This window comes from Acinetobacter sp. YH12156 (assembly GCF_013418235.1).
Lineage (GTDB): Bacteria > Pseudomonadota > Gammaproteobacteria > Pseudomonadales > Moraxellaceae > Acinetobacter > Acinetobacter pseudolwoffii.
The window spans coordinates 54547-79506 of sequence record NZ_VPCL01000012.1 but is presented as its reverse complement, the minus strand read 5'-3'; the positions used below and the strand labels follow the sequence as shown (position 1 = coordinate 79506).

The following is a 24960-nucleotide window of genomic DNA, read 5'->3' as shown; positions in this document are numbered from 1 at the left end:
AATTGGGCACATTCTACACGGAATTGGAAAATTTAAAGAATAGTTTTCTTATCACTTATTCTAGGTTTAGACTATTCAAAATGGTTGTTTTTTGTTATCACTTAAAAAAATGGGAACTTCTTCTAACCAGTTCAAAGTTTTACTGGATATGAGGAAGGTAGCAGCACTCTTAGCTATGGTATTTTTACGTAACAAACGTATAATTTTAATATAGCAATTAAAAAAATTTGATTTATAGGCATTTATAGCATGACAGCATTACAGGGGTCGCCAAGATTTACCGGATTTATTCGTCGTTTGGTCGAGGAAGGCGTCATCTCGGCTGAAGATATGCGCAGTGCTTTGGCACATGCCAAGCAAGAAAAAATAGATATTGTGGCGGAGCTGATTAACCAGCAACAGCTCTCCCCAACCGTTATTGCTGAAACGATTTCAGTCGAATTTGGTGAGCCGCTGTTTGATATCAGTGCCTATGATCCTGCGCAAATTTTGCGGGATATCATTGATGAGAAGCTGATTACCAAGCATCGCATCCTGCCAATTTTTAAAAATTCCAGTATTTTATATATTGCCATCAGTAATCCGACCAATATTGAAGCGATTGATGCCGTTCGCTTTTCAACCAAGCTCAATATTGAAACCATTATTGTTGAACACAATAAACTGGAAAAACTGATCGAGCAGAATTTTACCGAAGAAAGCACTTTTGAGTTTGATGAAGACTTTGATCTGGATGTAGATTTCGATTCATCTGATCCGAGTAAAGAAGAAGATGAAAAAGACAAAGGTGAAGAAGAAGCACCGATTGTCAAATATATCAATAAATTATTAATCGATGCGATTCGTATGGGTGCTTCGGATCTGCATTTTGAACCTTATGAAAAAATCTACCGGGTTCGTTATCGGGTCGATGGGGTATTACGCCAAATTGCAACACCGCCGCTGCAGTTGGCAACCCGCCTGTCTTCACGTTTAAAAGTCATGTCGCAAATGGACATTTCTGAAAAACGTGTTCCGCAAGATGGCCGTATCAAGCTGAAACTATCAAAGAACAAAGCCATTGATTTCCGTGTCAACTCATTACCGACCCTGTTTGGCGAAAAACTGGTACTGCGTATTTTAGATCCATCTAGCGCGATGCTGGGGATCGATGCACTGGGGTATGAACCGGAACAAAAAGAACTGTTTATGCAGGCGCTGGATAAACCGCAAGGCATGCTGCTGATTACCGGGCCAACGGGTTCTGGTAAAACGGTTTCACTTTATACCGGTTTGAATATCCTGAATCGTGAAGATACCAATATTTCCACAGCGGAAGATCCAGTCGAGATCAACCTGCAAGGGATTAACCAGGTCAACGTCAACAATAAAGTCGGCCTGACCTTCTCTGCTGCCTTGAAGTCATTCTTACGCCAAGATCCAGATATCGTGATGGTCGGTGAGATCCGGGATCTGGAAACTGCAGAAATTGCCATTAAAGCGGCACAGACCGGTCATATGGTGATGTCAACGCTGCATACCAACAGTGCGCCTGAGACCCTGACCCGTTTACGCAATATGGGCGTGCCGTCTTTTAATATTGCCACTTCAGTGAATCTGGTTATTGCACAACGACTGGCACGTCGCCTGTGTTCACAATGTAAAAAACCTGCCGACATTCCACAGCAGAGTTTATTGGAAATGGGTTTTACCGAAGCAGATCTCCAGCAACCAGAGTTCCAGATCTATGAGCCGGTAGGTTGCAATGAATGTCGCGAAGGCTATAAGGGTCGTGTAGGTGTTTATGAAGTCATGAAAGTGACGCCTGAAATTTCTAGAATTATTATGGAAGATGGCAATGCACTTGAAATTGCCGATGCTTCTGCCCGTGCAGGTTTTAACAATTTACGCCGATCAGGTTTAATCAAGGTGATGCAGGGGGTGACTTCTTTACAGGAAGTCAATCGTGTCACCAGCGAATGATCGTGCGCTGATCTAAAATAAGGATAAAGGTATGGCAGCAGTAAAGAAAGGCCAGATGATGCCGATCTTCAGCTATGAAGGAATTGATCGTAAAGGGGCAAAGATCAAGGGGGAATTGCCGGCGCGCAACATGGCACTGGCCAAAGTGACGCTCAGAAAACAGGGCATCAGCATCAAGACCATTCGGGAAAAGAAAAAAAACATTCTCGAAGGCTTAATGAAAAAACGTGTCAGCACACTGGATATTACGATTTTTACCCGACAGCTCGCGACCATGATGAAAGCCGGCGTACCTTTAGTACAAGGCTTTGAAATTGTTGCAGAGGGTCTGGAGAATCCAGCCATGCGTGAAGTCGTTCTGGGGATTAAAGGTGAGGTGGAAGGTGGTAATACCTTTGCCGGTGCACTGCGTAAATACCCGCAATACTTCGATAAACTATTTTGTTCACTGGTCGAATCGGGTGAACAATCCGGTGCGCTAGAAACCATGCTGGATCGGGTCGCGATCTACAAGGAAAAAAGTGAACTGCTCAAGCAAAAAATTAAAAAAGCCATGAAGTACCCGGCTGCGGTGGTCGTGGTCGCGCTGATTGTCACGATTATTCTAATGGTAAAAGTGGTCCCGGTTTTCCAGGATTTATTCTCTTCATTTGGTGCTGACTTACCGGCTTTTACCAAAATGGTAGTCAATATGTCGGAATGGATGCAAAAATATTGGTTCCTGCTCATTATTGCCATTGGGGCCATCATTACGGCTTTTCTGGAAGCAAAAAAACGCAGTAAAAAATTCCGCGACTTTCTGGATAAAGCAGCACTTAAAGCACCTATTTTCGGTGATCTGGTGTATAAAGCGATTATTGCCCGTTATAGCCGTACCTTGGCCACCACTTTTGCAGCCGGTGTACCCTTGATTGATGCACTGGAATCCACTGCTGGCGCAACCAATAACGTGGTGTATGAAGATGCCGTCATGAAAATCCGCGAAGATGTTGCCACTGGTCAGCAATTACAGTTTGCCATGCGGGTGACCAACAAGTTTCCATCTATGGCCGTGCAAATGGTCGCCATTGGTGAGGAATCCGGTGCGTTAGATGCCATGCTGGATAAAGTTGCTACCCATTATGAAAATGAAGTCGACAATGCCGTAGACGGTCTCACTTCCATGATGGAGCCCTTGATCATGGCTGTTCTCGGTGTACTTGTCGGTGGTCTGGTGATTGCCATGTACCTTCCAATCTTCCAAATGGGTTCTGTGGTTTAATGCAAGATCTTATTCAATATTTCATTCAAAACCCAACAGCGCTGTATAGCGCAGTTGGGCTTTTTAGTCTCTGCATTGGTAGTTTCTTAAATGTGGTGATTTATCGCACTCCCAGGATGATGGAGCAGGAATGGCGTACCGATTGCCAAATGTTCCTGCATCCGGAACAGCCAATTATTGATGAGACCAAATTAAGTTTAAGCAAACCCGATTCGACTTGCCCCAAATGTCATCAGCCAATCCGCTGGTACCAGAATATTCCCGTCATCAGCTGGCTGGTCTTGCGCGGCAAGTGCGGCAACTGTCAAAATCCCATCAGTATCCGCTATCCATTTATTGAGCTTCTGACCGCGGCCTGTGCGCTGATGGTGGTGGCTGTTTTTGGTCCGACTGTCCAGATGTTATTTGGCCTGATTCTGACTTATGTCTTAATTGCACTGACCTTTATTGATTTTGACACCCAGTTATTGCCGGACCGTTATACCCTACCCCTGGCCGCGCTGGGTCTGGGCGTCAATAGTTATGCCCTCTATACCTCACCGAGTTCTGCCATCTGGGGCTATATCATTGGCTTCCTGTGTTTGTGGGTGGTGTATTATGTCTTTAAAATTGTCACTGGCAAGGAAGGTATGGGCTATGGCGATTTTAAATTGCTTGCCGCCTTGGGTGCCTGGATGGGGCCTTTGCTATTACCATTAATTGTGCTCCTTTCTTCTTTAGTGGGTGCGATTATCGGGATTATCCTGCTGAAAGTCCGTAAGGAAAATCAGCCTTTTGCCTTTGGTCCCTATATCGCGATTGCCGGCTGGATTGCTTTTCTGTGGGGCGAGCAGATTATGAAAGTGTATTTAGGTCAATAAAGTGAAATTTATACTCGGATTAACCGGCGGGATTGGTAGTGGCAAGTCTGCGGCCAGTCAATGGTTTGAAGCACAAGGCATTGTCGTTGTGGATGCCGATGTGGTGGCGCGTGAAGTGGTCGAGATTGGCCAGCCTGCACTCGCCCAGATTCAGCAGGCTTTTGGGGATTGGGTACTGCTTGAAGATGGTTCACTGAATCGTCGTGCCTTGCGCGAATATATTTTCCAGTCTCCTGAAGCACGTAAAACCCTGGAAAATATTACTCATCCAGCAATTCGCACTTCGATTATTCAGCAGTTAGATGCTGCGCAAAGTTCCTATGCCATTCTGGTTTCACCGCTCCTGTTTGAGACCAATCAACATGAGCTCACTCAGCATCGCTTACTGATTGATGCCACAATCGAATTGCAAATTGAACGTGCCTCACAACGTGATGGTCAAAATATTGAGCAAATCCGAAACATTATTGCCGCACAAATGTCACGTGAACAGAAACAGGCCATGGCTGATGATATTGTGCTGAATGATGGTCATCTGGATCATCTTTATGCCCATCTCCGCCCATTGCATGAAAAATATTTAAACATGGCAGCTGCCTAAGGTATAAAAAAAGCAGTCCGATTAAGACTGCTTTTTCTGTGCTGCAAGTTGTGCTTCTAAACTATCTTTACGGCCAATCCAGCGCCAAGGCTGTAAGGCCCCAATTGCCATCCCCACCAAGCCACAGATCATCGCCAGGCTCAGCGCTTCATTTAATAAAGGCACCGCCAGAATCGCAGCAATAAATGGTGCAAGATTGGTAATGCTACCGGCTTTAAATGCACCGAGACGCTTGATTGCTTCGACATAGCTTAAAGTGGCAATAATTACCACAAAAACCCCATGAAAGATGGTTTGAAACAATAAGTGCTGGGGTTCTGGCACACTCAAATTTTTGGGTAAAAACAGCAGATAAACAGGTACGTAAACCACTGCTGACCAGATCGCGACACCGCTCATTGCCTGCCATGCAGTTAACTGATATTTCCGCAATAACACGGTAAAAATTGCCCAGAGTATTGCACTGATAAAAAATAGCCCATCCCCTGCCCCGAATGCCACTCCGGTTTCCTGATACATCAACAGACTCATGATACAGAGCACCGCAATCATAATAATCAGGCTGGCCCAGGTATGCTTATCAAAAGCCTGCCCCATCAGGAAAAAAGCCATGATGGCAGTACAAATCGGAATACAGCCATTCAAGAAAATCGCGGCATGGGCGGTAGGCGCATAATGAAAGGCGCTATAGGCAAACAGACAGTAAATTACTCCGCCAATCATGGCCAGAATAAAGGGTTCTTTTTTCAGTAAAAAAGCCGCCTCTTTGCGATAGAGCAAGATCGGCATCAGAATCAGAAAAGCCAAAGAAAACCGCAGAGCCACGATATCCCAAGCACTGATGTTCCAAAGCGCATTCAGACGGGCGGTTAAAGTAAAACCGCCCCAGATACACATAGTCGTCAGTAGAAAGACATAGCCCTGTGTACGATCTGACAATGCCATCATCAATTACAGGTTACGCTGGCGGCAAGCTTCATACAGTGCCATACCTGTTGCAACACTGACATTCAGGCTTTGCAGATTACCCGCCATCGGGATATACACCGTCTGATCGCATTGGCTTTGTGTAATTGGACGTAGACCGGTATCTTCCGCACCCATCACCACACAGACACCAGTACCGGTGAAATCAAACTCCTGAATCGGCAGCGCTTTTTCATCCAGCATGGTACCGACGACTCGCACATTAAAGTCTTCTTTGATTTGCCCCAAGGTACGCGCCAGATTAGTCACCTGAATAAATTTGACTTTGTCAGCACCACCGGCAGCCACTTTACGTGCAGTCGGAGTCAAGCTTGCAGAACGATCACGTGGTGCAATCACCGCCTCAACACCCATCGCAGCGGCGGTACGCACACATGCTCCGAGGTTGTGTGGATCGGTAATATGATCAAGGGCCAATAACAAGGCTTGCGGATTTGCGCTCAATAATGTCTCAAGATCTTTTTCATTCAAGACCGGATGGGCACGAACGGCTGCTACAACACCCTGATGAAAGGGTTGACCGGCCAATTTTTCCAGTTTGTCACGGCTGGCTTGCTGCACACTGATGCCAAACGGTTCAGCCAGTTCCAGTACACGTTTTAAACGCTGATCATCGCGTCCTTTGAGAGTGAATAATGTCAAGACACGTTCAGGCTCAAGCTCTAACAATGACTCCACTGAATGTACGCCATAAAAATATTCAGGTTTTGCCATGAACGACCTCTAAATTAAATTTATATATAAAAGAAAAATCCCGTAAAGCTGACTTCACAGGATTTCTATAGAATGATTAGTTTAACCGATTCGCACTGAAATTTCTTGCCCGGTTTGCACTGATCTTGCGCTGTACTTAACCTTCAAAATGGCAGACATAGTCCAGCACATCATCGGTTTCGATTTTAAAACGGCTATTACCCGGCACATAGAAGGACTGGCCTGCACGGAACAGCTCACTTTCTTCGCTATCTCCGATCTGAACACGACATTCACCTGAAACAATTTCCATGCGCTCAGGCACATGCGTTTCAAAGGTTAAGGCATTTTCTGATGGTAAAATGACCCCCAAAGTCTTTTTGGTGCCATCTTCAAATTGAACAATATGGCTGATACATAAACCGCCGAAATATACATTTGATTTTTTAAGTACAGATACATGATCAAACTGAGCTGACATGCGATTTCTCCAGATAAAGCATTTTGTAATATTTTGATTGCTGTAGTTTAAATGTGCACTCTCAACTAATCAATCGAAGTTTGTCGGCAGCGGTGAAATATTGCTTCTCGCCTGAATGCCTATTGCGAAAGGGGTATTCTGGCCGCTTGTTTACTGGCTTGATGGTATATTCAGCCCGCCAGATTTGGTTTCTAGCTTAAACTTTGACAATGTCAAAACTATGAAAACAAGCAGTGAATTTGCCGGCTTTTGAGTCAGCTTCTTTCGAAAATACAGTGAAATAAGCATATATGAATCGCTAAAATTTAAGATAGAATGAAATTGATTCATCCTGATTTATAATCACAGCCGTGTTGTGACCCCAATCCAACATCAGGCTATTTCACTCAAACTTTTCGCAGCCCGGATGCGTTTATGCTGACACATTTAACTCTGATCAATTTTGCTTTAGCTGAGCACCTTGCTATTGATATTGATAAAGGTTTTAACGTTTTAACCGGTGAAACCGGTGCAGGTAAATCCCTCTTGTTAGATGCCTTGTCTGCCTGTCTGGGTGAGCGAACCGATACCAATTATGTGCGTTATGGTTCCGAAAAAGCCGATGTGACTGCAAGCTTTAGCTATCAGGAACATAGTCCTGAAGCCGCGTGGTTAAAAGAACATGAGCTGGATGATGAATCAGGTGAAATCCATTTACGCCGGGTAATTTTTGCCACCGGTCGCAGCAAAGCCTGGATCAATGGACGACCGAGCAGCCTGTCCGAACTAAAAGAAATTGGACGTTTACTGGTTCAACTCTATAGCCAGCACAGTCAGCAACAACTACTCGAACCCCCTTATCCGAAGCATTGGCTGGATCGTTATTATCATTTTTATGCGCCGGCGCAAGCGGTACGGGATGCTTACAGTACCTGGCAGAAAAATATCCGCCAGCATCAGGCAGCACTGGATGCACAAGCCACCCGTAAACAGCGTATCGAAACCCTTGAGCTGCAACTGGAAGAACTGGAAGACATCGTTCAGACTGATTATCAGGAGATTGAGCAGGAATTTGACCGGCTTTCCCATCATGAAGCGATCATGCAGGATTGTGTCTATAGCCTGAATGTACTCGATGAGGCTGAACAGAACATGACCCAGGAACTCGCATCAATTATGCGTCGGGTCGAATCGCATGCCGGTCGTAGTGAGCAGCTTTCCGGAATTTATAATTCCTTATTAAATGCACAAAGCGAACTTGAAGATGCTGCGGCGAATTTACGTCAGTTTATGGATCGTCAGAGTTTTGACCCGGAACGCATGGAAGAACTGAATTCAACTTTAGAGGTTTTCCACCGTCTGGCACGTAAATATCGTACTCAACCGGAGTTGCTCAAGGCAGAATATGAAACCTGGCAAACCGAATTAGAACAGCTGCATCAACTGGAAGACCCGGAAACACTGGCTGAACAGGTTGCAGTCTCTTATCAGGATTTTCTGGAGAAAGCCCAACATCTGGATCAGATTCGCCGTGAAGCCGCAGCACCTCTGGCCAAGCAGCTCACAGAACAGGTTAAACAACTGGCACTACCAGAAGCCCATTTCGAGTTTAAGTTTGAAGCTTTGGAACAGCCATCGAGTGAAGGCCTCAGCTTTATTCAACTCCTATTTACTGCCAATAAAGGCATTCCGGCACAACCCCTGGCTCGCGTGGCATCAGGTGGTGAGCTGTCGCGTATTGCACTGGTGATGCAGGTCATGAATGCAGAAAAAACCGAAGCCGAAGTACTGGTCTTTGACGAAATTGATGTCGGGATCAGTGGCGGTACAGCAGAGATTGTCGGGCGTTTATTGGCAGGTTTGGCCCAGCATGTACAGATTCTGTGTATTACCCATCAGGCACAAGTGGCCGCACAATCCGATCAGCATTTACTCGTGAAAAAGCAGCAAACCGACCCGGCCAGCAGCACCATTCTGAGTTTGCAAGAAGATGCACGTATTGATGAACTCGCGCGCATGACCGGTGGTGTTGAAATCAGTGAAACGACTTTACAACATGCCCGTCAGTTACGTCAGTTGAAATTTCAGCAGGTTTAAATATCACAATCCAGACAAATAAAAGTTGGTAAATCCATAAAGCTCGAGTAACGTAGCGGTTAGGATCATACGATTTCTTTGCGAAGAAATTGATTTTAAGGAGAACTGCTCAGGTGACCAAACAGTTTCTGACACATCGTTGTCTGATTGCGCCGCCACATGCGGATGATGATTTTTTTGCCCAGACGGTGATCTATCTGGCTCGCCATGATGAAGATGGTGCACAAGGCATCATCATCAATCGCCCTGCCGGTATTCAAATTAAAGAATTGCTGAATGATCTTGATATTGAAGCAGACAATGTCAATCCACATGAAGTCTTGCAAGGTGGCCCTTTACGCCCTGAGGCCGGCTTTGTGCTGCATACCGGTCAGCCGACCTGGCATTCCTCTATTGCGGTGGGTGAAAATGTCTGTATCACCACCTCCAAAGATATTCTGGATGCAATTGCGCATAATGAAGGTGTAGGTCGCTATCAGATCGCACTCGGCTATGCCAGTTGGGGCAAACACCAGCTAGAACAGGAAATTGCCCACGGTGACTGGCTGATTTGTGATTCTGATATGGATCTGATTTTTAACTTACCTTATAACGACCGTTGGGATGCTGCCTATAAAAAGATGGGCGTCGACCGCAACTGGTTATCTTCCGAGATTGGACATGCCTGATGTAAACACGCCACAAACCATTATGGCGTTTGATTTTGGTACACAAAAAATGGGAATGTCTGTTGGACAATCCCTGATTGCAAGTGCCAGTCCCCTACCTTTATTTCCCATGAAAGACGGCATTCCGAACTGGGATGAACTGCTCAAAATAGTGAAAAGCCATCAACCGAATCTATTTCTGGTCGGTTTGCCACTGAATATGGATGATAGTGAATCGGAGCTTTCGACACGGGCACGTAAATTTGCGCGCCGTTTACGGCACCAGACCAATATTGAAACTTTGATGGTCGATGAGCGTCTGACCACCCGTGAAGCACGCGATGAACTGGATCATTATCAGGCGCAAGGTCGCGGCAAAAGGTTGTCTGCGGACAGTATCGCCGCAGCCTTATTGATTGAAAGTTGGTATCGCCATCCTGCCGGAATCACCCCTTAAACTGCTGATAAAATTTTAAAATCAGCATCCTTTGGGATGCTTTTTTATGCCTAAAAACATGATTTAAGGGTAAAAATAACGAAAGGTCAGATTAATTCTGGGTGTCAAAACTTTGCTGCTTTTACCAATGCTGTGTTTCCAGTACTGCTGGGTCTGGCCGCGCATTACAATCAGTTGGCCACTGTGTAACAGCAACTCGACTTTATCCCCGTGGGTTTTATGTTTAAAACTCATTTTACGGGTCGCGCCCAGACTCAGAGAAGCAATGACATTTTCCCGAGAACTTCCTGTATATAAGGCAGGCTCATCATCGCTATGCCAGCCCAAGCCTTGTGAACCATCTTCATATAAATTGGCCAGACAGGAATTAAAGGGATGACCCACCAGCTGTTCAATATGCTGTTTTAAACGCAATAATCCCGGGGTCCACAACTGAGCTTGCTTGAGCGTCCCCGAATAGCGATATTGATAGTGCGCATCGCCATACCAGACCACCTTGCGTGCTGTGACATAGTGCTTGCCGAACAACCGTACTTCATCATGTTGCCAGGCCAACTGGCTCAGAAAATACTGCAAATACTGCTGGCTTTGCGCCTGCTCCAGAATCAGACCATAGTCCTCCACCACCCCATCAAAGGGTAAGATATTCGTTTCAGGTTGGGGCGCAAATAAATCTAGAGTCATGTCAATTAGACCGATTATCTTACTGAAAATACTGACATTGACTTTGAAAAAGTACAACCGGATTTCACAAATGACTACAAGATTTGCTCTTGTGACTTGTCCTGTTCCTGCCTAAACTGAATTTAACTTTCACAATAAAAATAATCCTTTATGAACTTATGGCAGCTGTTTCAGAAACTTCGTCCTTTTGTTCAGCCCTATCGGGTGCTGGTCATTGCCACGCTGATTTTGACCCTGATCGGTTCCTTTACCGCACAGGTCAATGCGCTGACCCTGCAATATGCAGTCGATAGTATCAATGCGCTGCTGGAACAAGGTCAGGGACTGGAGCAAGGCTGGCATATTCTGATTACGATTTCAGCGATCTTGCTCGGTAAAGAGATTATCAATGCCTTTGTCCAGTTCGGCCAGAAGTTCTATGGAGAAAAGCTACGGATTTTTGTTTCTCAGGATCTGGCCCAAGGAATTATTGAAAAATTCTTAAAATATCGTCTGGAATTTTTTAATCAGGAAAATAATCAGGCCGGAAAATTACAGACCCGAATTGATCGTGGTATTGGCTCACTGACCCGTCTGGTACAAATCTTTTTTATTGATATTTTACCATTATTTACCAGCGCGATTGTGGCTTTGGGCCTGATGTACTATGCCAATATGTATGTCGGCCTGGTGGCCACCGCCATTGTCCCGATCTATTTCTGGCTGACCTATAAGCAGGCACAAAAGCTCGGTGGCTGGCGCCGCAGTTTAAGAGATGGCCGCGAGAAAAAGAGTCAAGGTATTCTCAGTATTATTAATTCAATTACCGTGATCAAATCCTTTAACCGGGAAGCGATTGAGTCGGAAAAGCAGTTAGGATTGCAACGCGAACTAACCGACAACCAGATGAAAACCCGCCAGACCAGTTTCCTGTTTGATGGTCTGAAAACGTTCCTGGAACAGATCGGCATTGTGTTGATTATTATTCTGACCTCTTATTTTGTGCTGGATGGCCAGATGAGTATCGGCATGATCATGTTTCATGTGCTGCTGTTTAATAATGTCTCCGCCCCGATTCGCTCACTGCACCGGATTTATGATGAAGTGAATGATGCCATGATCTATTCAGAAAGCTTCTTTAAGATTCTGGAAGCGGATCAGGAAATTGAACAAAGTGGTCAACAAAAACCGCAAGTGACTGGTAAATTTGAACTGACTGGGGTGAATTTTTATTATCCGAATGGCCATCATGCCCTGAAAGATATTGAGATGGAAATTCGTCCGAATAAGATCACGGCTTTGGTCGGCTTATCCGGTGCGGGGAAATCTACCCTGATCAGCCTGCTGGATAAATTTTATGAGCCGCAACAAGGCCAGATTAAACTGGATGGCATTGACCTGAAAGACTATGACACCCAATTTTTGCGTGATCATATTGGTCTGGTGTTGCAGAAAAATCATATTTTTCAAGGCACCATTTTTGAGAATATCCGTTATGGCAAAACTACGGCTTCGATGGACGATATCATTGAGGCAGCAGAAAAAGCCTCGATTCATGCGCAGATTTTACAGTTACCGGATGGCTATGATAGTGATGCCCTCATGCTCTCTGGCGGACAGCAGCAACGCATTGCCTTGGCGCGGATGTTCCTGAAAAACCCACCGATTATTTTTCTGGATGAACCGACGGCGAGTCTGGATGCCATCGCCACCGAACAGATCAAGCAAAGTCTGGATCAAATCAAGCAAGGCCGTACCGTGATTATCATTTCACATAGCCTGTCGCAAATTATTGACGCGGATTATACCTATGTGATGAAAGAGGGAAGGATTGCCGAACATGGTGAGCACGCTCAGCTTTATCATCAGCAAGGCGTGTATAAGGAAATTTTTGATGCCATGGCCAAGAGCCTGAATATTGAAAAAATCGCCAAGACTTTTGAGGATGATGCCGAGGAAGAAACCCATAGTTAGGGCTTCTTCCAAGCCAATAAAAAAACCTCCGAGCGGGAGGTCTTTTATTGAAAGATGATCACTCTTAACGCTGAACTTTTTGCTCAATTTCTTCGACGCTGGTATGACGTACGTCAAAACCTTTGACCATATAGATCACCTGTTCAGAAATATTCCGGGCATGGTCGCCAATTCTTTCGAGTGAACGAAGCACCCATAGTACATTGATAACACGACTAATATGTCGCGGATCTTCAATCATATAGGTCATGAGGGTACGTGTTGCTGACTGGTATTCACGGTCGATATCCGCATCTGCCAACATCACTTTCAAGGCCTGATCTACATCCAGACGTGCAAAAGCATCCAGTGCATCATGAATCATCACCCGAACCTGGTTGCCAATATGCCGGGTTTCCATATAACCGCGCGGCGAACTACCCTCTTCGCTCAGGCTTTGTGCAATCCGGCCTATTTTAGACGCTTCATCACCAATACGCTCAAGATCGGTATTGGCCTTGGACATGGCAAGTACCATCCGTAAATCAATCGCAGCAGGATGACGGCGTGCCAGAATCAGGGTCAGTGCTTCATCAATGTCTCTTTCCATCTGATTGACAACATTGTCCTGAAACTGCACATCAATCGCCATGGCGACATCGGTATCCAGTAAGGCATGAATGGCGTTGGCCACCTGCTGTTCCACCAGTCCGCCCATGGTCATGAATTTGGTATTGACGTCCTGCAACTCTTCATTAAATTGCGAAGAAATGTGATGACTTAACACAGGATTATTTGGACACAAGGAAGTCTACTCCTGAAACGGCATATAGCGATGATCAATAATAAAGCACATTAAAGCATATTTATGATGAAAGTTTGATGACAATAGTAGCGTCATCTGGGCTGAGGTGAATCATATTCGATCAGCCAGGCATTCAGCTCTGCCAGCTCCTTTTCGGTCAGCTGCCCGACTGAAGCCTGTAACTGGAGTACATGCAGCAGATAATCATATTTGGCATTCAGATAATCCGTTTTGGCAGAAAAAGCATTGCGCTGGGCCAGCAACACATCGACCATGGTCTTTAAGCCCTCCTGATATTGGGCTCTGGAGGCTTGTGAAACCATTTCCGAAGATTCCATCGCCGCTTTACGCGCATTCAGTTTGGCCTGATCGGTTTCTACCTGCATGAAGGACTGCTTCACATCGGTATTGGCTTTGCGGATCGCAGCGTCTAATTGGGCTGCACTTTTTTGTACATTGACCCCAGCCTGACGAATACTTTTCTGGGTACGGCCACCACTAAATAGGTTCCAGTTGACTTCCACCCCAATCTGGTCGAAATCACCATTGCTGGACATAATCGTTTCTGGTGTCTGTTTCAGATAGCCATAGGTGCCGACCGCTTCAACCTGCGGATAGAGGGCGGCCTGCTCAACCCGTTTGGCATCTTCAGAATAGCGTTTTTGCAGACGGGCTTGCAGAATGTTCAGATTCTGGCTTTGTGCCAAATCTGTCCAGGACTGCATGTCACTTGGAATCGGTTTCTGAAACTGGAAGTCATTGCGTAATACCGCCAGATTTTCCTGATAAGGCCCGATCAGCTGAGCCAGTTGCTCCTGAGCTAGAACCAGCTGAACTTGGGTCGAAATCCGGTTGGCTTGGGCACTTTGATACTGGGCATTGGCTTCACTGACCTCACTACGTGCCACCAGACCTTCTTTCAGTTTGGCATTCATCATGCGCAGCTGCTCAGATAGAGCCTGTTCTTCCTGCAAATATGCCGTGGTCAAAGACTGCTGACGCAAGACATTAAAATAGGCTTCTGCCACCTGTAAAATATGCTGCTGTTTTTGCAGACGCAGATTGACTTCGCTGAGTTCGACCGAAGTTTTGACCTGTTTATAGCCCTGCCAGGCATCCCAGCGGAATAAAGGCTGGCGTGCAGTTAAAGCCAGCTGGCGGGTGGTGGTACTGGAACTTTGCAACTCACCAAACTCAGGCGGCAAACCTGCAGATTGCGAGTTATTGACAGACTGGTTTTTACGGGTGATATTTCCTGAAAGACTCACGGTCGGCAGTAAATTTCCGCTGGCAATCCCCAGATTGAGCTGATCGGCCTGATATTGCAACAGATTCGCTTGCCAGTTCGGATCGTTTTGCTGGGCGCGCGCATAGGCTTGTTGCAAATCCAGGGCAAAAATCGCCGGACTACTGCACAATAAACCGGCCATGACACTGAGTTTTAGTTTCATTTTATAGTGTTAACCCCTAACAGCCATTCAGATCAAAAATTCTGGCGCTTTAAGCTAAGCCATACTAAAGAGATTTTTTGCATTTTTGCGTATGATTTTTATTAACTTTTTAATATAACTCTCGGGTTTTATCCACGATTAATTCAATTTTCAAGATCTATACCCGCAATGTAACAAAGCAATTCACAATACTAAACATAGTATTTTTATTTGATCTATACAATATATCTCCCAGCAAGGCCGTTATTTTCTGAATTCACCTATACAGAGTCCTGAAACATAGTGTTAATGCCATTCCCGTCGATATTCAAAGCCTGTCTAATTTCCGGCAGTCTGCTGTTTCTGGCAGGCTGTCAGCAGCCGTCAGAACCACAGATCCAGGTTGAACAGACTGAGACCAATCAGAAGCAAAGTCCAGTCAATGACTTTAGCCTGATGTGCAAGAATATTGAAAAAAATATGTCCCAGATTAATGACCAGCGCACCACTTTTGCGCTGGAACAGGTTAATCAGGATCTTAAAGTGTGTCTGCCCCTGATGGAATTGGCGGAGCAGAAGCATCTGATGCTGCGTTCTACTGAAATGTATCAGCGCTTTTTAGCCGTCGACCGTACCGAGTTCCAGCAACGCGCCTTTGAACAGTATGCGCTGGAAATGGCCCAGCATCCGACCATTCAGCAAGCCCATTTTCAGCAGCTCACCTCACGTGACCAGTACCTGTTAAAACACAAAGGTCAGGCTTATGTCGAACTGCTGGATCTTGGCGATGGCAACTTACATTATCGTCGTAGTCCGGAATATCTGGCCCGCATTTTTGCGCCTTATTTACCCGACGCTGAAAAAGTGTTTATTGAACATCTGGCTGAACAGAATATGCAGCCGGTACTGGTGGAAAAACGCCTGCAAATTGAGGCGGCTGACATTGCAGCCCGCAGTCTGCTTTGGGAAGATTATCTCAAGACCTATCCTGAGAGCAGCTATAAGCGGGATGCCGAATACCTGCTGAAACAATATACCTATTTTTTGTTTAGAGGCACCGAAGCATCTCCCGTTTCTGAGGATTATCGTGACCGTTATGCAGTCGATACCAGTCATCTGGAAACCATTATTGGTCTATCCAGCGGTCAGAAATCAACGCTTTCGACCCAGGCTCGCCAATTTCTGGAGTTTCTGGACATGAATCCGCAACAGCGTCAGCAAGCCTTGCCTGCCGACTATCGAAACCGTTCGGATGCTGAACAGATTCTGTATTATGCCAAGATCAGTCCACCCTCACAAAAATATGATAAAGACTGTTTTATGGATGCATTCTGTATCTAGCTGGAACGATTTAGACCAGAGTCCAGCTTCCCCTGCCTGAAGAGACCATCGCTAAAGTTGAGAGATTTAGACCTGTTTATTCGGCATAAACTGAGCTAAGCTTTAGCCTCGCTTGACGGAGCGCGAGTAATCCCTCGCTGAGATCATGTGATTCCTTTTATCTTTATCAGGAATTAAGCATGGGTACCGTTGAACCTGATCAGGTTAATACCTGCGTAGGAATCAAGCCAGCTAAAAACCCAGCCCCTGCTTTATCTGCTCAGGATAAATCTGTCCGTGTTTTTGGTCGTGCTTGATTCGTTGATGTCATTCATAAGGATCATAGCCATGAACCAGTTAACGAATCTTTCTTCTGAAACTTCTCTCTCCACGCATGAACAGGAAGCACGTGATTTAACGCGCATTCTACCCGCTTCACGTAAAGTCTATCTGCCAGGCTCGCGTCCTGATATTCAGGTGCCGATGCGGGAAATTTCCCTCAGTGAAACCCCGACCGGCTTGGGCGGTGAATATAATCCGCCCTTGATGGTTTATGACACGTCTGGTGTCTATACCGACCCCAATGTGACGATTGACCTGAATAAAGGCCTGCCCAATATCCGTGACAGCTGGATTGAACAGCGTAACGATACGGAAATGCTGGACGATTTAAGCTCTGAATTTGGCCGACAACGTTTACGTGATATCCGTACTGCGGCCATCCGTTTCGCGCATATTCAAAAACCGCGCAAAGCCAAACGCGGCCAGAACATCACCCAGATGCACTATGCCAAACAAGGCATGATTACGCCAGAAATGGAATATATCGCCATTCGTGAAAACCTGCGTCAACTGGAGGGTGTCGATATGCGCCAGCATCCGGGACAAAATTTCGGCGCTAAAAACCTGACTGAAATCACCCCGGAGTTTGTACGGCAGGAAGTCGCTGCCGGCCGCGCGATTATTCCGGCCAATATCAATCATCCGGAACTGGAACCGATGATCATCGGACGCAATTTTCTGGTCAAAATCAATGCCAATATTGGTAACTCGGCTTTGGGTTCTTCGATTGAAGAAGAAGTCTCGAAAATGACCTGGGCGACACGCTGGGGCGCAGATACCATTATGGATCTCTCAACCGGGCAGAACATCCATGAAACCCGGGAATGGATTATCCGCAATTCTCCCGTGCCAATTGGCACCGTACCGATCTATCAGGCCTTGGAAAAAGTCAACGGCGTAGCCGAAGACCTGACTTGGGAAATCTTTAAAGATACCCTGATTGAACAGGCGGAACAGGGCGTGGATTATTTCACCATTCATGCCGGTGTACTTTTAAGATATGTACCGCTCACGGCCAACCGTCTGACCGGCATTGTTTCGCGTGGCGGTTCGATCATGGCACAGTGGTGTCTGGCGCATCATCAGGAAAACTTTCTCTACACCCATTTTGATGACATCTGCGAAATTATGAAAGCATACGATGTGTCTTTCAGCCTCGGCGATGGCCTGCGTCCGGGCTGTGTGCAGGATGCCAATGACGAAGCACAGTTCGCTGAACTGAGAACCTTGGGTGAACTGACCCATCGTGCCTGGGAACATGATGTACAGGTAATGATTGAAGGTCCGGGCCATGTCCCAATGCACATGATCAAGGAAAATATGGACCTGCAACTGGAAGTCTGTAAAGAAGCGCCCTTCTATACCCTTGGGCCTTTAACTACGGATATCGCCCCGGGTTATGACCATATTACTTCAGCCATTGGTGCTGCGATGATTGGCTGGTATGGCACTGCCATGCTGTGCTATGTCACCCCGAAAGAGCATCTGGGTTTGCCGAATAAGAAAGATGTCAAAGACGGCATTATTACCTACAAGATTGCAGCACATGCAGCCGATCTGGCCAAAGGGCATCCAGGCGCACAGGCCCGGGACAATGCGCTGTCCAAGGCACGTTTTGAATTCCGCTGGGAAGACCAGTTTAATTTGAGTCTGGATCCGGATACAGCCCGCAGCATGCATGATGAAACCATGCCCAAAGCAGCCCATAAATCTGCACATTTCTGTTCCATGTGTGGACCGAAGTTCTGTTCAATGAAGATTAGCCAGAATGTTCGAGACTATGCCAATCAGCAGGCCAAGCCTGATCAGCCGGCAAGCTCTCAGGCCGAAATTGAAGCAGGTATGGATCAGATGAAAGCCAGCTTCCATAAGTCTGGCCAAAATCTGTACCACAAACTATAAAACTTTAAAAAAAACAGTTGTCTTCAAAAAAAACTCAGATAGGATGAAAATAAATCAATTCATTCTATCTGAGCATATGAATATTATTAAACAGGCCTCTTATAATAAAAAAGACTTTCGCATAGAGGCACGTGAGTTTTTGTACCGGGGATTTATTCAGGTGGAAAAAGTCAGCCTGCGACACCGTTTATTCCAGCAGGACAGCTCGACGCCTATTTTGCAACGTGAGCTGATTCACCGGCCAGAAGCAGCGGGTGTGCTGCTCTATAACCATCAACAGCAGAAATTCGGCCTGATTGAACAGTTCCGGATTGGCGGACTGGACGATGTCGATTCACCGTGGCAACTCGAAGTGATTGCTGGTGTTCTGGATGGCGATGAAGCGCCTGAAGCGTGTATCCGTCGCGAAGCACTCGAAGAATCAGGCTGTACTCTGGATGAGCTACAGCACATTTTCAGCTTCTATCCTTCCGCCGGAGCATGTTCTGAGCTTTTCCATTTATATGTGGCCCAGACCGAATTGCCTGAACAGGGCGGTATTTTTGGCATGCCGGATGAAGGGGAAAATATCCAGCTGCATATTCTGGATTATGCCGATATTCCGTCCTTGCTCACGAATGGTCGCTTAAGAAATGCACCTGTCATTATGGCCTTGCAATGGTTGCAACAACATATTCATACTGCAGGAATATGTCTAAGGGGAAAGACATGAGTTTTCAGCAGTCAAGCACAGACACGCAGCCGGATTGGACCATTATCCAGATTTCTGATACCCATTTGATGGATCGGGAAGAGCTGGAATTTGCCCGGATGAATCCCGAGCAGAGTTTTCATGAGGTGATGCAGCAGATTCAGCAGCGCTTTCGCAAAATGGATGCGCTGATTCATACCGGTGATCTGGCCCAGGTGCCGGTGGAACGAACTTATCAGCGTTATTTAGACTTTATCCAGTCCTTAAACGTGCCGCATTATCAGATTCCGGGTAATCATGATGACACCCGGATCTTTCCGTTTCATCAGAATGCCAATCAGGTACATGCGATTCATTTTGGTAGCTGGACCATGATTTTGTTGAATAGTGCGGTTCAAGGCAAGGTTGATGGCTGGGTGGAACAAGCTCAGCTTGATCAATTGAACCAATTATTGCTTGAGTTTAAGCATCAGCATGTCATCATCGCTTGTCATCATCACCCTTTTGCGATGAAATCGCACTGGATTGATCAGCACCGGCTGAAAAATGCTGAAGATTTAAAAGATGTCCTGGCACGGCACCAGAATATAAAGTTGGTCTTGTTTGGTCATGTGCATCAGGATTCCTGTAATGAATGGCATGGTATCTATTTTTTATCCACGCCATCGACCAGTGTGCAGTTCAAACCTAAAAGCCAGGATTTCGCGCTAGATCAGGCGGCGCCCGGTTATCGTGTATTACATTTGCAACAAAATGGTGAGTTTGATACCTATATTGAACGGGTGGCATTGAGTCAGCAAAATATTAATACTGAAATTTCAGGTTATTAACTTTTCAATTTGTTTTTTTTGCATTACTTTATTGCAACCAAAGGAAATGTGATATGCATAGTCCAGACATCAAAGACTATCAATAAGCATAAAAAGTCTATATGATGACGGCCCCCACAGGAGGATAATCCTTCTACAGGGTGGATAAAAATTGCATATCACCATATTTTTTGCGTAGCAATCATACGCATATGATGAGGAATGCCCTAAATGGCGAATGACAACCAAAATCAAGTCTTAGACAATCAAACTGATGTTGTAGAAGAGAAAGCTGCAAAGCGCGTACGCAAATCTAAGCCTAAAACGACTGACGGTGGTTCTACTGCTAGCTTATTTGGTATTGAACCTTATCAACCTAAAAAAAATGAAGAATACATGTCTGAAGGTCAGCTTCAGCATTTCCGCCAAATTTTGCTGGCCTGGAAAGCCGAGTTGATGTCAGAAGTGGATCGTACGCTGAATACGATGCAAGATGAGAATACTGCCCTGCCTGATGTCAACGATCGTGCCACTCAGGAAGAAGAATTTGCAATTGAGCTGCGTACCCGTGACCGTGAACGTAAACTGATCCGTAAAATCGAACAGTCAATCGAAGCGATCCAGAATGATGACTATGGTTTCTGTGAAACTTGTGGCATCGAAATTGGTTTGCGTCGTTTAGAAGCTCGTCCAACGGCTACTTTATGTATTGACTGCAAAACCCTGGCGGAAATCAAAGAGAAGCAAAATAACGGTTAATGATGCTGTTGAATAATCCTCCCCTAACCCCTCCTTTAAAAAAGGAGGGGGACAATAGGATGGCTTATGTGGGTCGGTTCGCGCCATCGCCAACCGGCCCTTTGCATTTTGGCTCCCTCATTACCGCAGTTGCCAGTTATTGCGATGCCAAAGCCAACCACGGCTCATGGCTGGTTCGGGTGGAAGATACCGATATTCCGCGTATTTATCCGGGCAGTGAAGAGCATATTTTGCGTGCCATGGACGCCTTTCAGCTTGAGCCAGACGGCGAAATCATTTTCCAGAAAGACCGTTTAGATATTTATGCAGATGTGATCGAACAATTACGTCAGCAGGGTCTGGTTTATGCCTGTCAATGTACCCGTAAAATGCTCGGTTCCAATCATATCTATCAGGATACCTGCCGTGACCTAGCTCTGGCATTCGACAATCAAGCGATCCGTTTAAAAGTCGAAGATATCGAAATCTGTTTTGAAGATCAATTACAAGGTCGACACTGCTCAAAGCTGAAGAAAGATCTGGGAGACTTTGTCTTAAAACGTCGTGACGGGATTATTAATTATCAGCTGGCGGTAGTGGTCGATGACTATCTGCAAGGCATGACCCATGTGGTACGTGGTGCTGACCTGCTGGACAATACCGAACGGCAAATCTATCTGGGGCAGTTGCTCGGTTATCCGCGTCTGAATTATATGCATCTACCCCTGGCGATGAATGATCAGGGACAAAAACTCTCAAAACAGAATCTGGCCCAAGCACTGGATTTAAGTCAGGCCCCACAACTCTTAAAACAGGCACTTAATGCTTTGCATCAGGCTGAAGTTGATCTGGATACGCCACAACGCATGCTGCAACAGGCGGTTGCGCAATGGAACATTGAACGGATTCCACATACAACAGCGCTACAAGGTTGTTATCAATAAAAACCTGTTTTGGCTTAAGCTAGAATTCTAGAATTAAAATCAGAGAGGAAAAGCAGATGTTTTTTATTTTTGGATTCGGCCCTAAAACCAAAACTATTGAAAAGAGCCAGTTCCTGTGTCCAGTCTGCCGAACCCGTACAGGCTATGAGCTGAAACAGCAACGTCATTATTTTTCTTTGTTTTTTATTCCATTGATTCCACTTTCCAAGCCTAAAACTGCTTTTGTGACCTGTTCCAATTGCGGAACTGCAATGCCGAGCACAGTGCTTGACCATGCTCAGCCGGAGCCCGGGTCCAACTCCAATCTAGAAGCTTGATTCTTCCCGGCTTGGATTGACCTGCCGAGTGGTCGAATCAATTTTCAGCACTAAACTGATCATCACCGCACAGATAATCAATGATGAACCCCCATAACTAATAAATGGCAGGGTCAAACCTTTGGTCGGTAACACGCCCATATTCATACCGGCATTCACCAGAATCTGTAACAGGAAAATGATACAGATCCCATAGGCCAGATAGCCGGCGCGTAGATATTGATGTTGCAAGGCACGATGTCCGATCCGGATACAGCAGACCAGCATGGTAAAAGACAGGATCAGGATGGTCGCAATACCTAAAAAGCCAAATTCCTCACCTAAAATCGCCAGCATAAAATCAGTATGCGCTTCAGGCAGATAAGACATTTTCTGAATGCTGTGCCCCAATCCAACCCCGGCCCACTCACCACGGCCGAAGGCCATTAGTGCATTCGAGAGCTGATAACCGCTACCCAGTGGATCTTCCCATGGATTTGAAAAAGACATCAAACGCTGCAAGCGATAAGGCTCTAATAAAATCGCTGCGGCAAATGCACCGACCAAGGTCATAAAGGCCACACCAAACTGAATCCACGGCGCACCCGCGAGGAAAAACACGCCAAGCATGGTCAAGGTAATTACTACGGTTGCCCCCAAGTCCGGCTCAAGAATAATCAAACCGACGGTCACACCCATAATCGCACTTAAACGAACCAAACCTTTAATATTGTTCCGGACTTCTTCCGCACGGCGTACCACATAGTCCGCGGTAAAAATCGCCATCATCACTTTCGCCACTTCCGAGGCCTGCAAGGTAAATCCGGCCACCCGAATCCAGCGCTTGGAACCATTGACCTCAGTCCCGACCACCAGCACGGCCACCAACAGTACAATGGTAATAATCCACAAAAAGAAGGTGTTATTAAACCAGACCTTTAAAGGAATTTTATAGGTTAGATAGGCGGCTACTGCTGCCACAAAAATCGAAATGCCATGGCGGCTAATATAATGAAAGGCATTTTCATGCATACGTTCAGCATAAGGCATCGAGGCCGATGCCACCATGATCGAACCAATACACAGTAAAGCCAATACACAGAAAATTAGTACATTCCGTGGATTTAGCTCAGCGGGGAGCTTGGGTACCCACTGGCTATAAAATTGGTTTAATTTATTGATCGTAGTCTGAGCAAACCCAGCCATATCACGAATCCTTGTTATTCTTAATTGAGTTCATTCACATACGCAACAAACTTGCGACCACGCTCAGGATAACCCGAGAACATATCAAAACTTGCGCATGCAGGAGACAATAGCACGACATCATCTGCCTGGGTGTGCTTTTGGCAGATTTCTACGGCCTGCTGCAAACTCTCTGCATGAACCAGCTCAGTCGTGCCCCTAATCGCTGCTTCGATGATCGGACGGTCTTCACCAATCAGCACTGCAATCTTGGCATATTTACTCAATGATTCACGCAAAGCCTTAAAGTCCTGTCCTTTGCCCTGTCCACCGAGAATAATCGCAACTTTGCCACCTTGAGCTTCAATCGCCATACCTAAACCATCGAGTGCCGCCAAGGTTGCACCGATGTTGGTGCCTTTGGAGTCGTTATAATAACGTACGCCCTGCACTGCTTTGACAAATTCGCAGCGATGTTCCAGACCTTTGAAAGTTTTTAAAGTGTTTAGCATGCTGTCCAATGGCAAACAAATCGCTTCACCGAGTGCCAGACAAGCCAGGGCATTGGCAACATTATGCGTGCCCTGCATATACATCTCGGTACTTTTTAACAGACGTTCACGACCACGCGCCAACCAGATGCCACCATCGGTATCTTTAAGAATCCCGTACTGGTTCATATCGGGTGCATTCAGGCCAAAACTTTGCATCGGCGTCACATCTGGCACCAAAGGACGGGTCAAAGAATCATCCCGGTTATACACCACTTTTTTCACACCCTGAAAAATCCGGTGCTTGGCGGTGTGATAGCCCATCATATCGCCATGCCGATCCAGATGATCTTCACTCATGTTCAGTACCACCGCCACTTCAGCCGCCAGATTTGAAGTAGTTTCCAGCTGAAAACTGGATAATTCTAAGATATATAACTCAGAATCATCTTTGGTTAAATCCAGTGCAGGACGTCCCAGATTGCCACCGACCGCGACTTTTTTGCCAGCATCGGCTGCCATTAAGCCAATCAAAGTGGTCACTGTACTTTTGGCATTGGAACCGGTAATCGCGACAATGGGCTTATCCGTAGCACGGCGTAAAATCTGGATTTCACTCACCACAGGAATACCCTGCGCCATCGCCGCCTGAATTTCTGGCAATTTTGGATCCAGTCCCGGACTGATCACGATTTCTTCTGCAGACAGCAACAGCTCGGCATCAAACTGGCCGAAACTGGTCTGGACTTCGGCCGGAATCTGGTCATGTCCCGGAGGGATGGCTCTAGAATCCGTTACTGCAACGCGGTAGCCCTGGTCATGTAAGAAATTGACTGCTGCAACACCTGATATTCCGAGTCCTGCAACGACTTTTAACCCACCACGTTGTATTAACATTTTCGCCCCATATTTTGGTCTATTTTGAAACTGACGAAATGGTAGCACTTTGCTGTTTTGAATGCCTTTTCTGATTGAGCTTTCTGCATATTTTTTTTGTGTCCATGCGTAAAAAAACCGTCATGCTCATGACGGTTTTTAAAATCACAGCAAAAAAGGAACTTATTTCCATTTGACCGCTTGCTGGGCCGGCTTTTCCTGTGCACTTTGCTCCGACACCGGACAGGCACAGTTGCCACCACAGCCTGCAGCCATAGCCGGTTGCAGCCATTTGGCCAGACGCGTCCAGCCTTTTGCTGCGCAGGCATCAGACAGCTTCTGGAAGACTGAGTGAGAGGTGTTCGGAAACACCTTTTTAAATACCACCAGCGCACTCCACAGCACCAGTGCCGCCACAATCAGAATTTCAATCATCTCAATCTCCCATGCATATACTCAGGCAAGCTCAACGGGCCGAGGCCAACCTGAG

At 46.0% G+C, this 24960-nt stretch carries 24 protein-coding genes and 1 riboswitch; of the genes, 15 read left to right on the top strand and 9 right to left on the bottom strand.

The features are described from left to right. Positions 1–249: 249 nt before the first annotated feature. From pilB to coaE, 4 genes are read left to right on the top strand one after another with little or no spacing between them, the layout of a single operon-like run. The gene (gene pilB / locus FTU87_RS11080; RefSeq protein ID WP_005094394.1) at positions 250–1962 is read left to right on the top strand and encodes a type IV-A pilus assembly ATPase PilB; all 1713 of its coding nucleotides are present in this window, start codon (positions 250–252) and stop codon (positions 1960–1962) included. Positions 1963–1993: 31 nt separating this feature from the next. After that, positions 1994–3223 (top strand): type II secretion system F family protein, encoded by a 1230-nt coding sequence (locus FTU87_RS11075; RefSeq protein WP_100329414.1) that lies wholly within the window; start codon positions 1994–1996, stop codon positions 3221–3223. Next, entirely contained in the window at positions 3223–4083 is an 861-nt protein-coding gene (locus FTU87_RS11070; protein ID WP_180071995.1) for an A24 family peptidase, read from the top strand. The genes FTU87_RS11075 and FTU87_RS11070 overlap by 1 nt, the downstream gene beginning before the upstream one ends. Position 4084: 1 nt before the next feature. Next, entirely contained in the window at positions 4085–4684 is a 600-nt protein-coding gene (gene coaE / locus FTU87_RS11065) for a dephospho-CoA kinase (RefSeq protein WP_074383651.1), read from the top strand. 21 nt (positions 4685–4705) lie between these two features. On the opposite strand, the gene FTU87_RS11060 is transcribed toward coaE, so the two are convergent. From FTU87_RS11060 to FTU87_RS11050, 3 genes are all read right to left on the bottom strand, one after another. After that, the gene (locus FTU87_RS11060) at positions 4706–5629 is read right to left on the bottom strand and encodes a DMT family transporter (protein ID WP_005094400.1); all 924 of its coding nucleotides are present in this window, start codon (positions 5627–5629) and stop codon (positions 4706–4708) included. A 6-nt stretch (positions 5630–5635) separates the two neighbouring features. Further along, the gene (gene rlmB / locus FTU87_RS11055; protein ID WP_005168959.1) at positions 5636–6385 is read right to left on the bottom strand and encodes a 23S rRNA (guanosine(2251)-2'-O)-methyltransferase RlmB; all 750 of its coding nucleotides are present in this window, start codon (positions 6383–6385) and stop codon (positions 5636–5638) included. A gap of 136 nt (positions 6386–6521) precedes the next feature. Next, positions 6522–6845 (bottom strand): pyrimidine/purine nucleoside phosphorylase, encoded by a 324-nt coding sequence (locus FTU87_RS11050; protein ID WP_004281089.1) that lies wholly within the window; start codon positions 6843–6845, stop codon positions 6522–6524. Between the two features lie 414 nt (positions 6846–7259). Here FTU87_RS11050 and recN point away from each other — a divergent pair, with 414 nt between their 5' ends. The 3 genes from recN to ruvX all read left to right on the top strand — a co-directional run bounded on the left by recN (position 7260) and on the right by ruvX (position 10025). Then, positions 7260–8921, top strand: a complete 1662-nt coding sequence (gene recN / locus FTU87_RS11045) for a DNA repair protein RecN (protein WP_100329416.1) — start codon at positions 7260–7262, stop codon at positions 8919–8921. 113 nt (positions 8922–9034) lie between these two features. Further along, the gene (locus tag FTU87_RS11040) at positions 9035–9589 is read left to right on the top strand and encodes a YqgE/AlgH family protein (protein WP_159138536.1); all 555 of its coding nucleotides are present in this window, start codon (positions 9035–9037) and stop codon (positions 9587–9589) included. Then, complete coding sequence (gene ruvX, locus FTU87_RS11035; protein ID WP_159138535.1) at positions 9582–10025, top strand: Holliday junction resolvase RuvX; 444 nt, start codon at positions 9582–9584, stop codon at positions 10023–10025. Before FTU87_RS11040 ends, ruvX begins: the two co-directional genes overlap by 8 nt. Before the next feature lie 63 nt (positions 10026–10088). Here the strand turns inward: ruvX and FTU87_RS11030 are convergent, their stop codons facing one another. Further along, a complete protein-coding gene (locus FTU87_RS11030; RefSeq protein WP_159138534.1) occupies positions 10089–10709 on the bottom strand; it encodes an alpha-ketoglutarate-dependent dioxygenase AlkB in 621 nt (206 codons plus the stop codon). 150 nt (positions 10710–10859) lie between these two features. On the opposite strand from FTU87_RS11030, the gene FTU87_RS11025 reads away from it, so the two are divergent. Beyond that, positions 10860–12662: an ABC transporter ATP-binding protein gene (locus FTU87_RS11025; RefSeq protein ID WP_180049939.1), complete on the top strand. Its 1803-nt coding sequence runs from the start codon at positions 10860–10862 to the stop codon at positions 12660–12662. Positions 12663–12726: 64 nt separating this feature from the next. Here the strand turns inward: FTU87_RS11025 and phoU are convergent, their stop codons facing one another. Next, on the bottom strand, positions 12727–13446 hold the full coding sequence (gene phoU / locus FTU87_RS11020) for a phosphate signaling complex protein PhoU (protein ID WP_005094412.1): 720 nt from the start codon (positions 13444–13446) through the stop codon (positions 12727–12729). Between the two features lie 92 nt (positions 13447–13538). Continuing rightward, positions 13539–14897 (bottom strand): TolC family outer membrane protein, encoded by a 1359-nt coding sequence (locus tag FTU87_RS11015; RefSeq protein ID WP_180097347.1) that lies wholly within the window; start codon positions 14895–14897, stop codon positions 13539–13541. A 288-nt stretch (positions 14898–15185) separates the two neighbouring features. On the opposite strand from FTU87_RS11015, the gene FTU87_RS11010 reads away from it, so the two are divergent. From FTU87_RS11010 to FTU87_RS10980, 7 genes are all read left to right on the top strand, one after another. Then, positions 15186–16217, top strand: a complete 1032-nt coding sequence (locus FTU87_RS11010; protein ID WP_180049962.1) for a hypothetical protein — start codon at positions 15186–15188, stop codon at positions 16215–16217. Between the two features lie 106 nt (positions 16218–16323). Next, a riboswitch (TPP riboswitch) is annotated at positions 16324–16456 on the top strand. An 88-nt stretch (positions 16457–16544) separates the two neighbouring features. Next, on the top strand, positions 16545–18440 hold the full coding sequence (gene thiC, locus FTU87_RS11005; RefSeq protein ID WP_005168985.1) for a phosphomethylpyrimidine synthase ThiC: 1896 nt from the start codon (positions 16545–16547) through the stop codon (positions 18438–18440). Positions 18441–18516: 76 nt separating this feature from the next. Then, the gene (locus tag FTU87_RS11000; protein WP_100329423.1) at positions 18517–19152 is read left to right on the top strand and encodes an NUDIX domain-containing protein; all 636 of its coding nucleotides are present in this window, start codon (positions 18517–18519) and stop codon (positions 19150–19152) included. Continuing rightward, a complete protein-coding gene (gene cpdA, locus FTU87_RS10995) occupies positions 19149–19961 on the top strand; it encodes a 3',5'-cyclic-AMP phosphodiesterase (protein WP_180075293.1) in 813 nt (270 codons plus the stop codon). The genes FTU87_RS11000 and cpdA overlap by 4 nt, the downstream gene beginning before the upstream one ends. A 210-nt stretch (positions 19962–20171) precedes the next feature. Continuing rightward, on the top strand, positions 20172–20699 hold the full coding sequence (gene dksA, locus FTU87_RS10990; protein WP_004281072.1) for an RNA polymerase-binding protein DksA: 528 nt from the start codon (positions 20172–20174) through the stop codon (positions 20697–20699). A gap of 2 nt (positions 20700–20701) precedes the next feature. Beyond that, complete coding sequence (gene gluQRS, locus FTU87_RS10985) at positions 20702–21622, top strand: tRNA glutamyl-Q(34) synthetase GluQRS (protein WP_257220483.1); 921 nt, start codon at positions 20702–20704, stop codon at positions 21620–21622. A gap of 56 nt (positions 21623–21678) precedes the next feature. Further along, a complete protein-coding gene (locus FTU87_RS10980; protein WP_005094432.1) occupies positions 21679–21939 on the top strand; it encodes a zinc ribbon domain-containing protein in 261 nt (86 codons plus the stop codon). Here the strand turns inward: FTU87_RS10980 and ftsW are convergent. From ftsW to FTU87_RS10965, 3 genes are all read right to left on the bottom strand, one after another. Continuing rightward, a complete protein-coding gene (gene ftsW, locus FTU87_RS10975) occupies positions 21928–23124 on the bottom strand; it encodes a putative lipid II flippase FtsW (RefSeq protein ID WP_005094435.1) in 1197 nt (398 codons plus the stop codon). The two genes, FTU87_RS10980 and ftsW, sit on opposite strands and share 12 nt — an antisense overlap. A gap of 20 nt (positions 23125–23144) precedes the next feature. Beyond that, on the bottom strand, positions 23145–24491 hold the full coding sequence (gene murD / locus FTU87_RS10970) for a UDP-N-acetylmuramoyl-L-alanine--D-glutamate ligase (protein WP_180097341.1): 1347 nt from the start codon (positions 24489–24491) through the stop codon (positions 23145–23147). Positions 24492–24653: 162 nt separating this feature from the next. Next, positions 24654–24905, bottom strand: coding sequence for a DUF6587 family protein (locus FTU87_RS10965; RefSeq protein WP_159138530.1), 252 nt, complete (start codon positions 24903–24905; stop codon positions 24654–24656). Positions 24906–24960 lie beyond the last annotated feature (55 nt).

Bases quoted from the DNA above. Each gene is read 5' to 3' on its own strand.
- thiC (WP_005168985.1), top strand. From the start codon at position 16,545: ATGAACCAGTTAACGAATCTTTCTTCTGAAACTTCTCTCTCCACGCAT.
- FTU87_RS11075 (WP_100329414.1), top strand. From the start codon at position 1,994: ATGGCAGCAGTAAAGAAAGGCCAGATGATGCCGATCTTCAGCTATGAA.
- dksA (WP_004281072.1), top strand. From the start codon at position 20,172: ATGGCGAATGACAACCAAAATCAAGTCTTAGACAATCAAACTGATGTT.
- FTU87_RS11060 (WP_005094400.1), bottom strand. From the start codon at position 5,629: ATGGCATTGTCAGATCGTACACAGGGCTATGTCTTTCTACTGACGACT.
- FTU87_RS11015 (WP_180097347.1), bottom strand. From the start codon at position 14,897: ATGAAACTAAAACTCAGTGTCATGGCCGGTTTATTGTGCAGTAGTCCG.
- gluQRS (WP_257220483.1), top strand. From the start codon at position 20,702: ATGCTGTTGAATAATCCTCCCCTAACCCCTCCTTTAAAAAAGGAGGGG.
- FTU87_RS11025 (WP_180049939.1), top strand. From the start codon at position 10,860: ATGAACTTATGGCAGCTGTTTCAGAAACTTCGTCCTTTTGTTCAGCCC.
- cpdA (WP_180075293.1), top strand. From the start codon at position 19,149: ATGAGTTTTCAGCAGTCAAGCACAGACACGCAGCCGGATTGGACCATT.
- rlmB (WP_005168959.1), bottom strand. From the start codon at position 6,385: ATGGCAAAACCTGAATATTTTTATGGCGTACATTCAGTGGAGTCATTG.
- FTU87_RS11050 (WP_004281089.1), bottom strand. From the start codon at position 6,845: ATGTCAGCTCAGTTTGATCATGTATCTGTACTTAAAAAATCAAATGTA.
- pilB (WP_005094394.1), top strand. From the start codon at position 250: ATGACAGCATTACAGGGGTCGCCAAGATTTACCGGATTTATTCGTCGT.
- FTU87_RS10980 (WP_005094432.1), top strand. From the start codon at position 21,679: ATGTTTTTTATTTTTGGATTCGGCCCTAAAACCAAAACTATTGAAAAG.
- recN (WP_100329416.1), top strand. From the start codon at position 7,260: ATGCTGACACATTTAACTCTGATCAATTTTGCTTTAGCTGAGCACCTT.
- FTU87_RS11010 (WP_180049962.1), top strand. From the start codon at position 15,186: ATGCCATTCCCGTCGATATTCAAAGCCTGTCTAATTTCCGGCAGTCTG.
- ruvX (WP_159138535.1), top strand. From the start codon at position 9,582: ATGCCTGATGTAAACACGCCACAAACCATTATGGCGTTTGATTTTGGT.
- murD (WP_180097341.1), bottom strand. From the start codon at position 24,491: ATGTTAATACAACGTGGTGGGTTAAAAGTCGTTGCAGGACTCGGAATA.
- FTU87_RS11070 (WP_180071995.1), top strand. From the start codon at position 3,223: ATGCAAGATCTTATTCAATATTTCATTCAAAACCCAACAGCGCTGTAT.
- FTU87_RS10965 (WP_159138530.1), bottom strand. From the start codon at position 24,905: ATGATTGAAATTCTGATTGTGGCGGCACTGGTGCTGTGGAGTGCGCTG.
- ftsW (WP_005094435.1), bottom strand. From the start codon at position 23,124: ATGGCTGGGTTTGCTCAGACTACGATCAATAAATTAAACCAATTTTAT.
- FTU87_RS11030 (WP_159138534.1), bottom strand. From the start codon at position 10,709: ATGACTCTAGATTTATTTGCGCCCCAACCTGAAACGAATATCTTACCC.
- FTU87_RS11000 (WP_100329423.1), top strand. From the start codon at position 18,517: ATGAATATTATTAAACAGGCCTCTTATAATAAAAAAGACTTTCGCATA.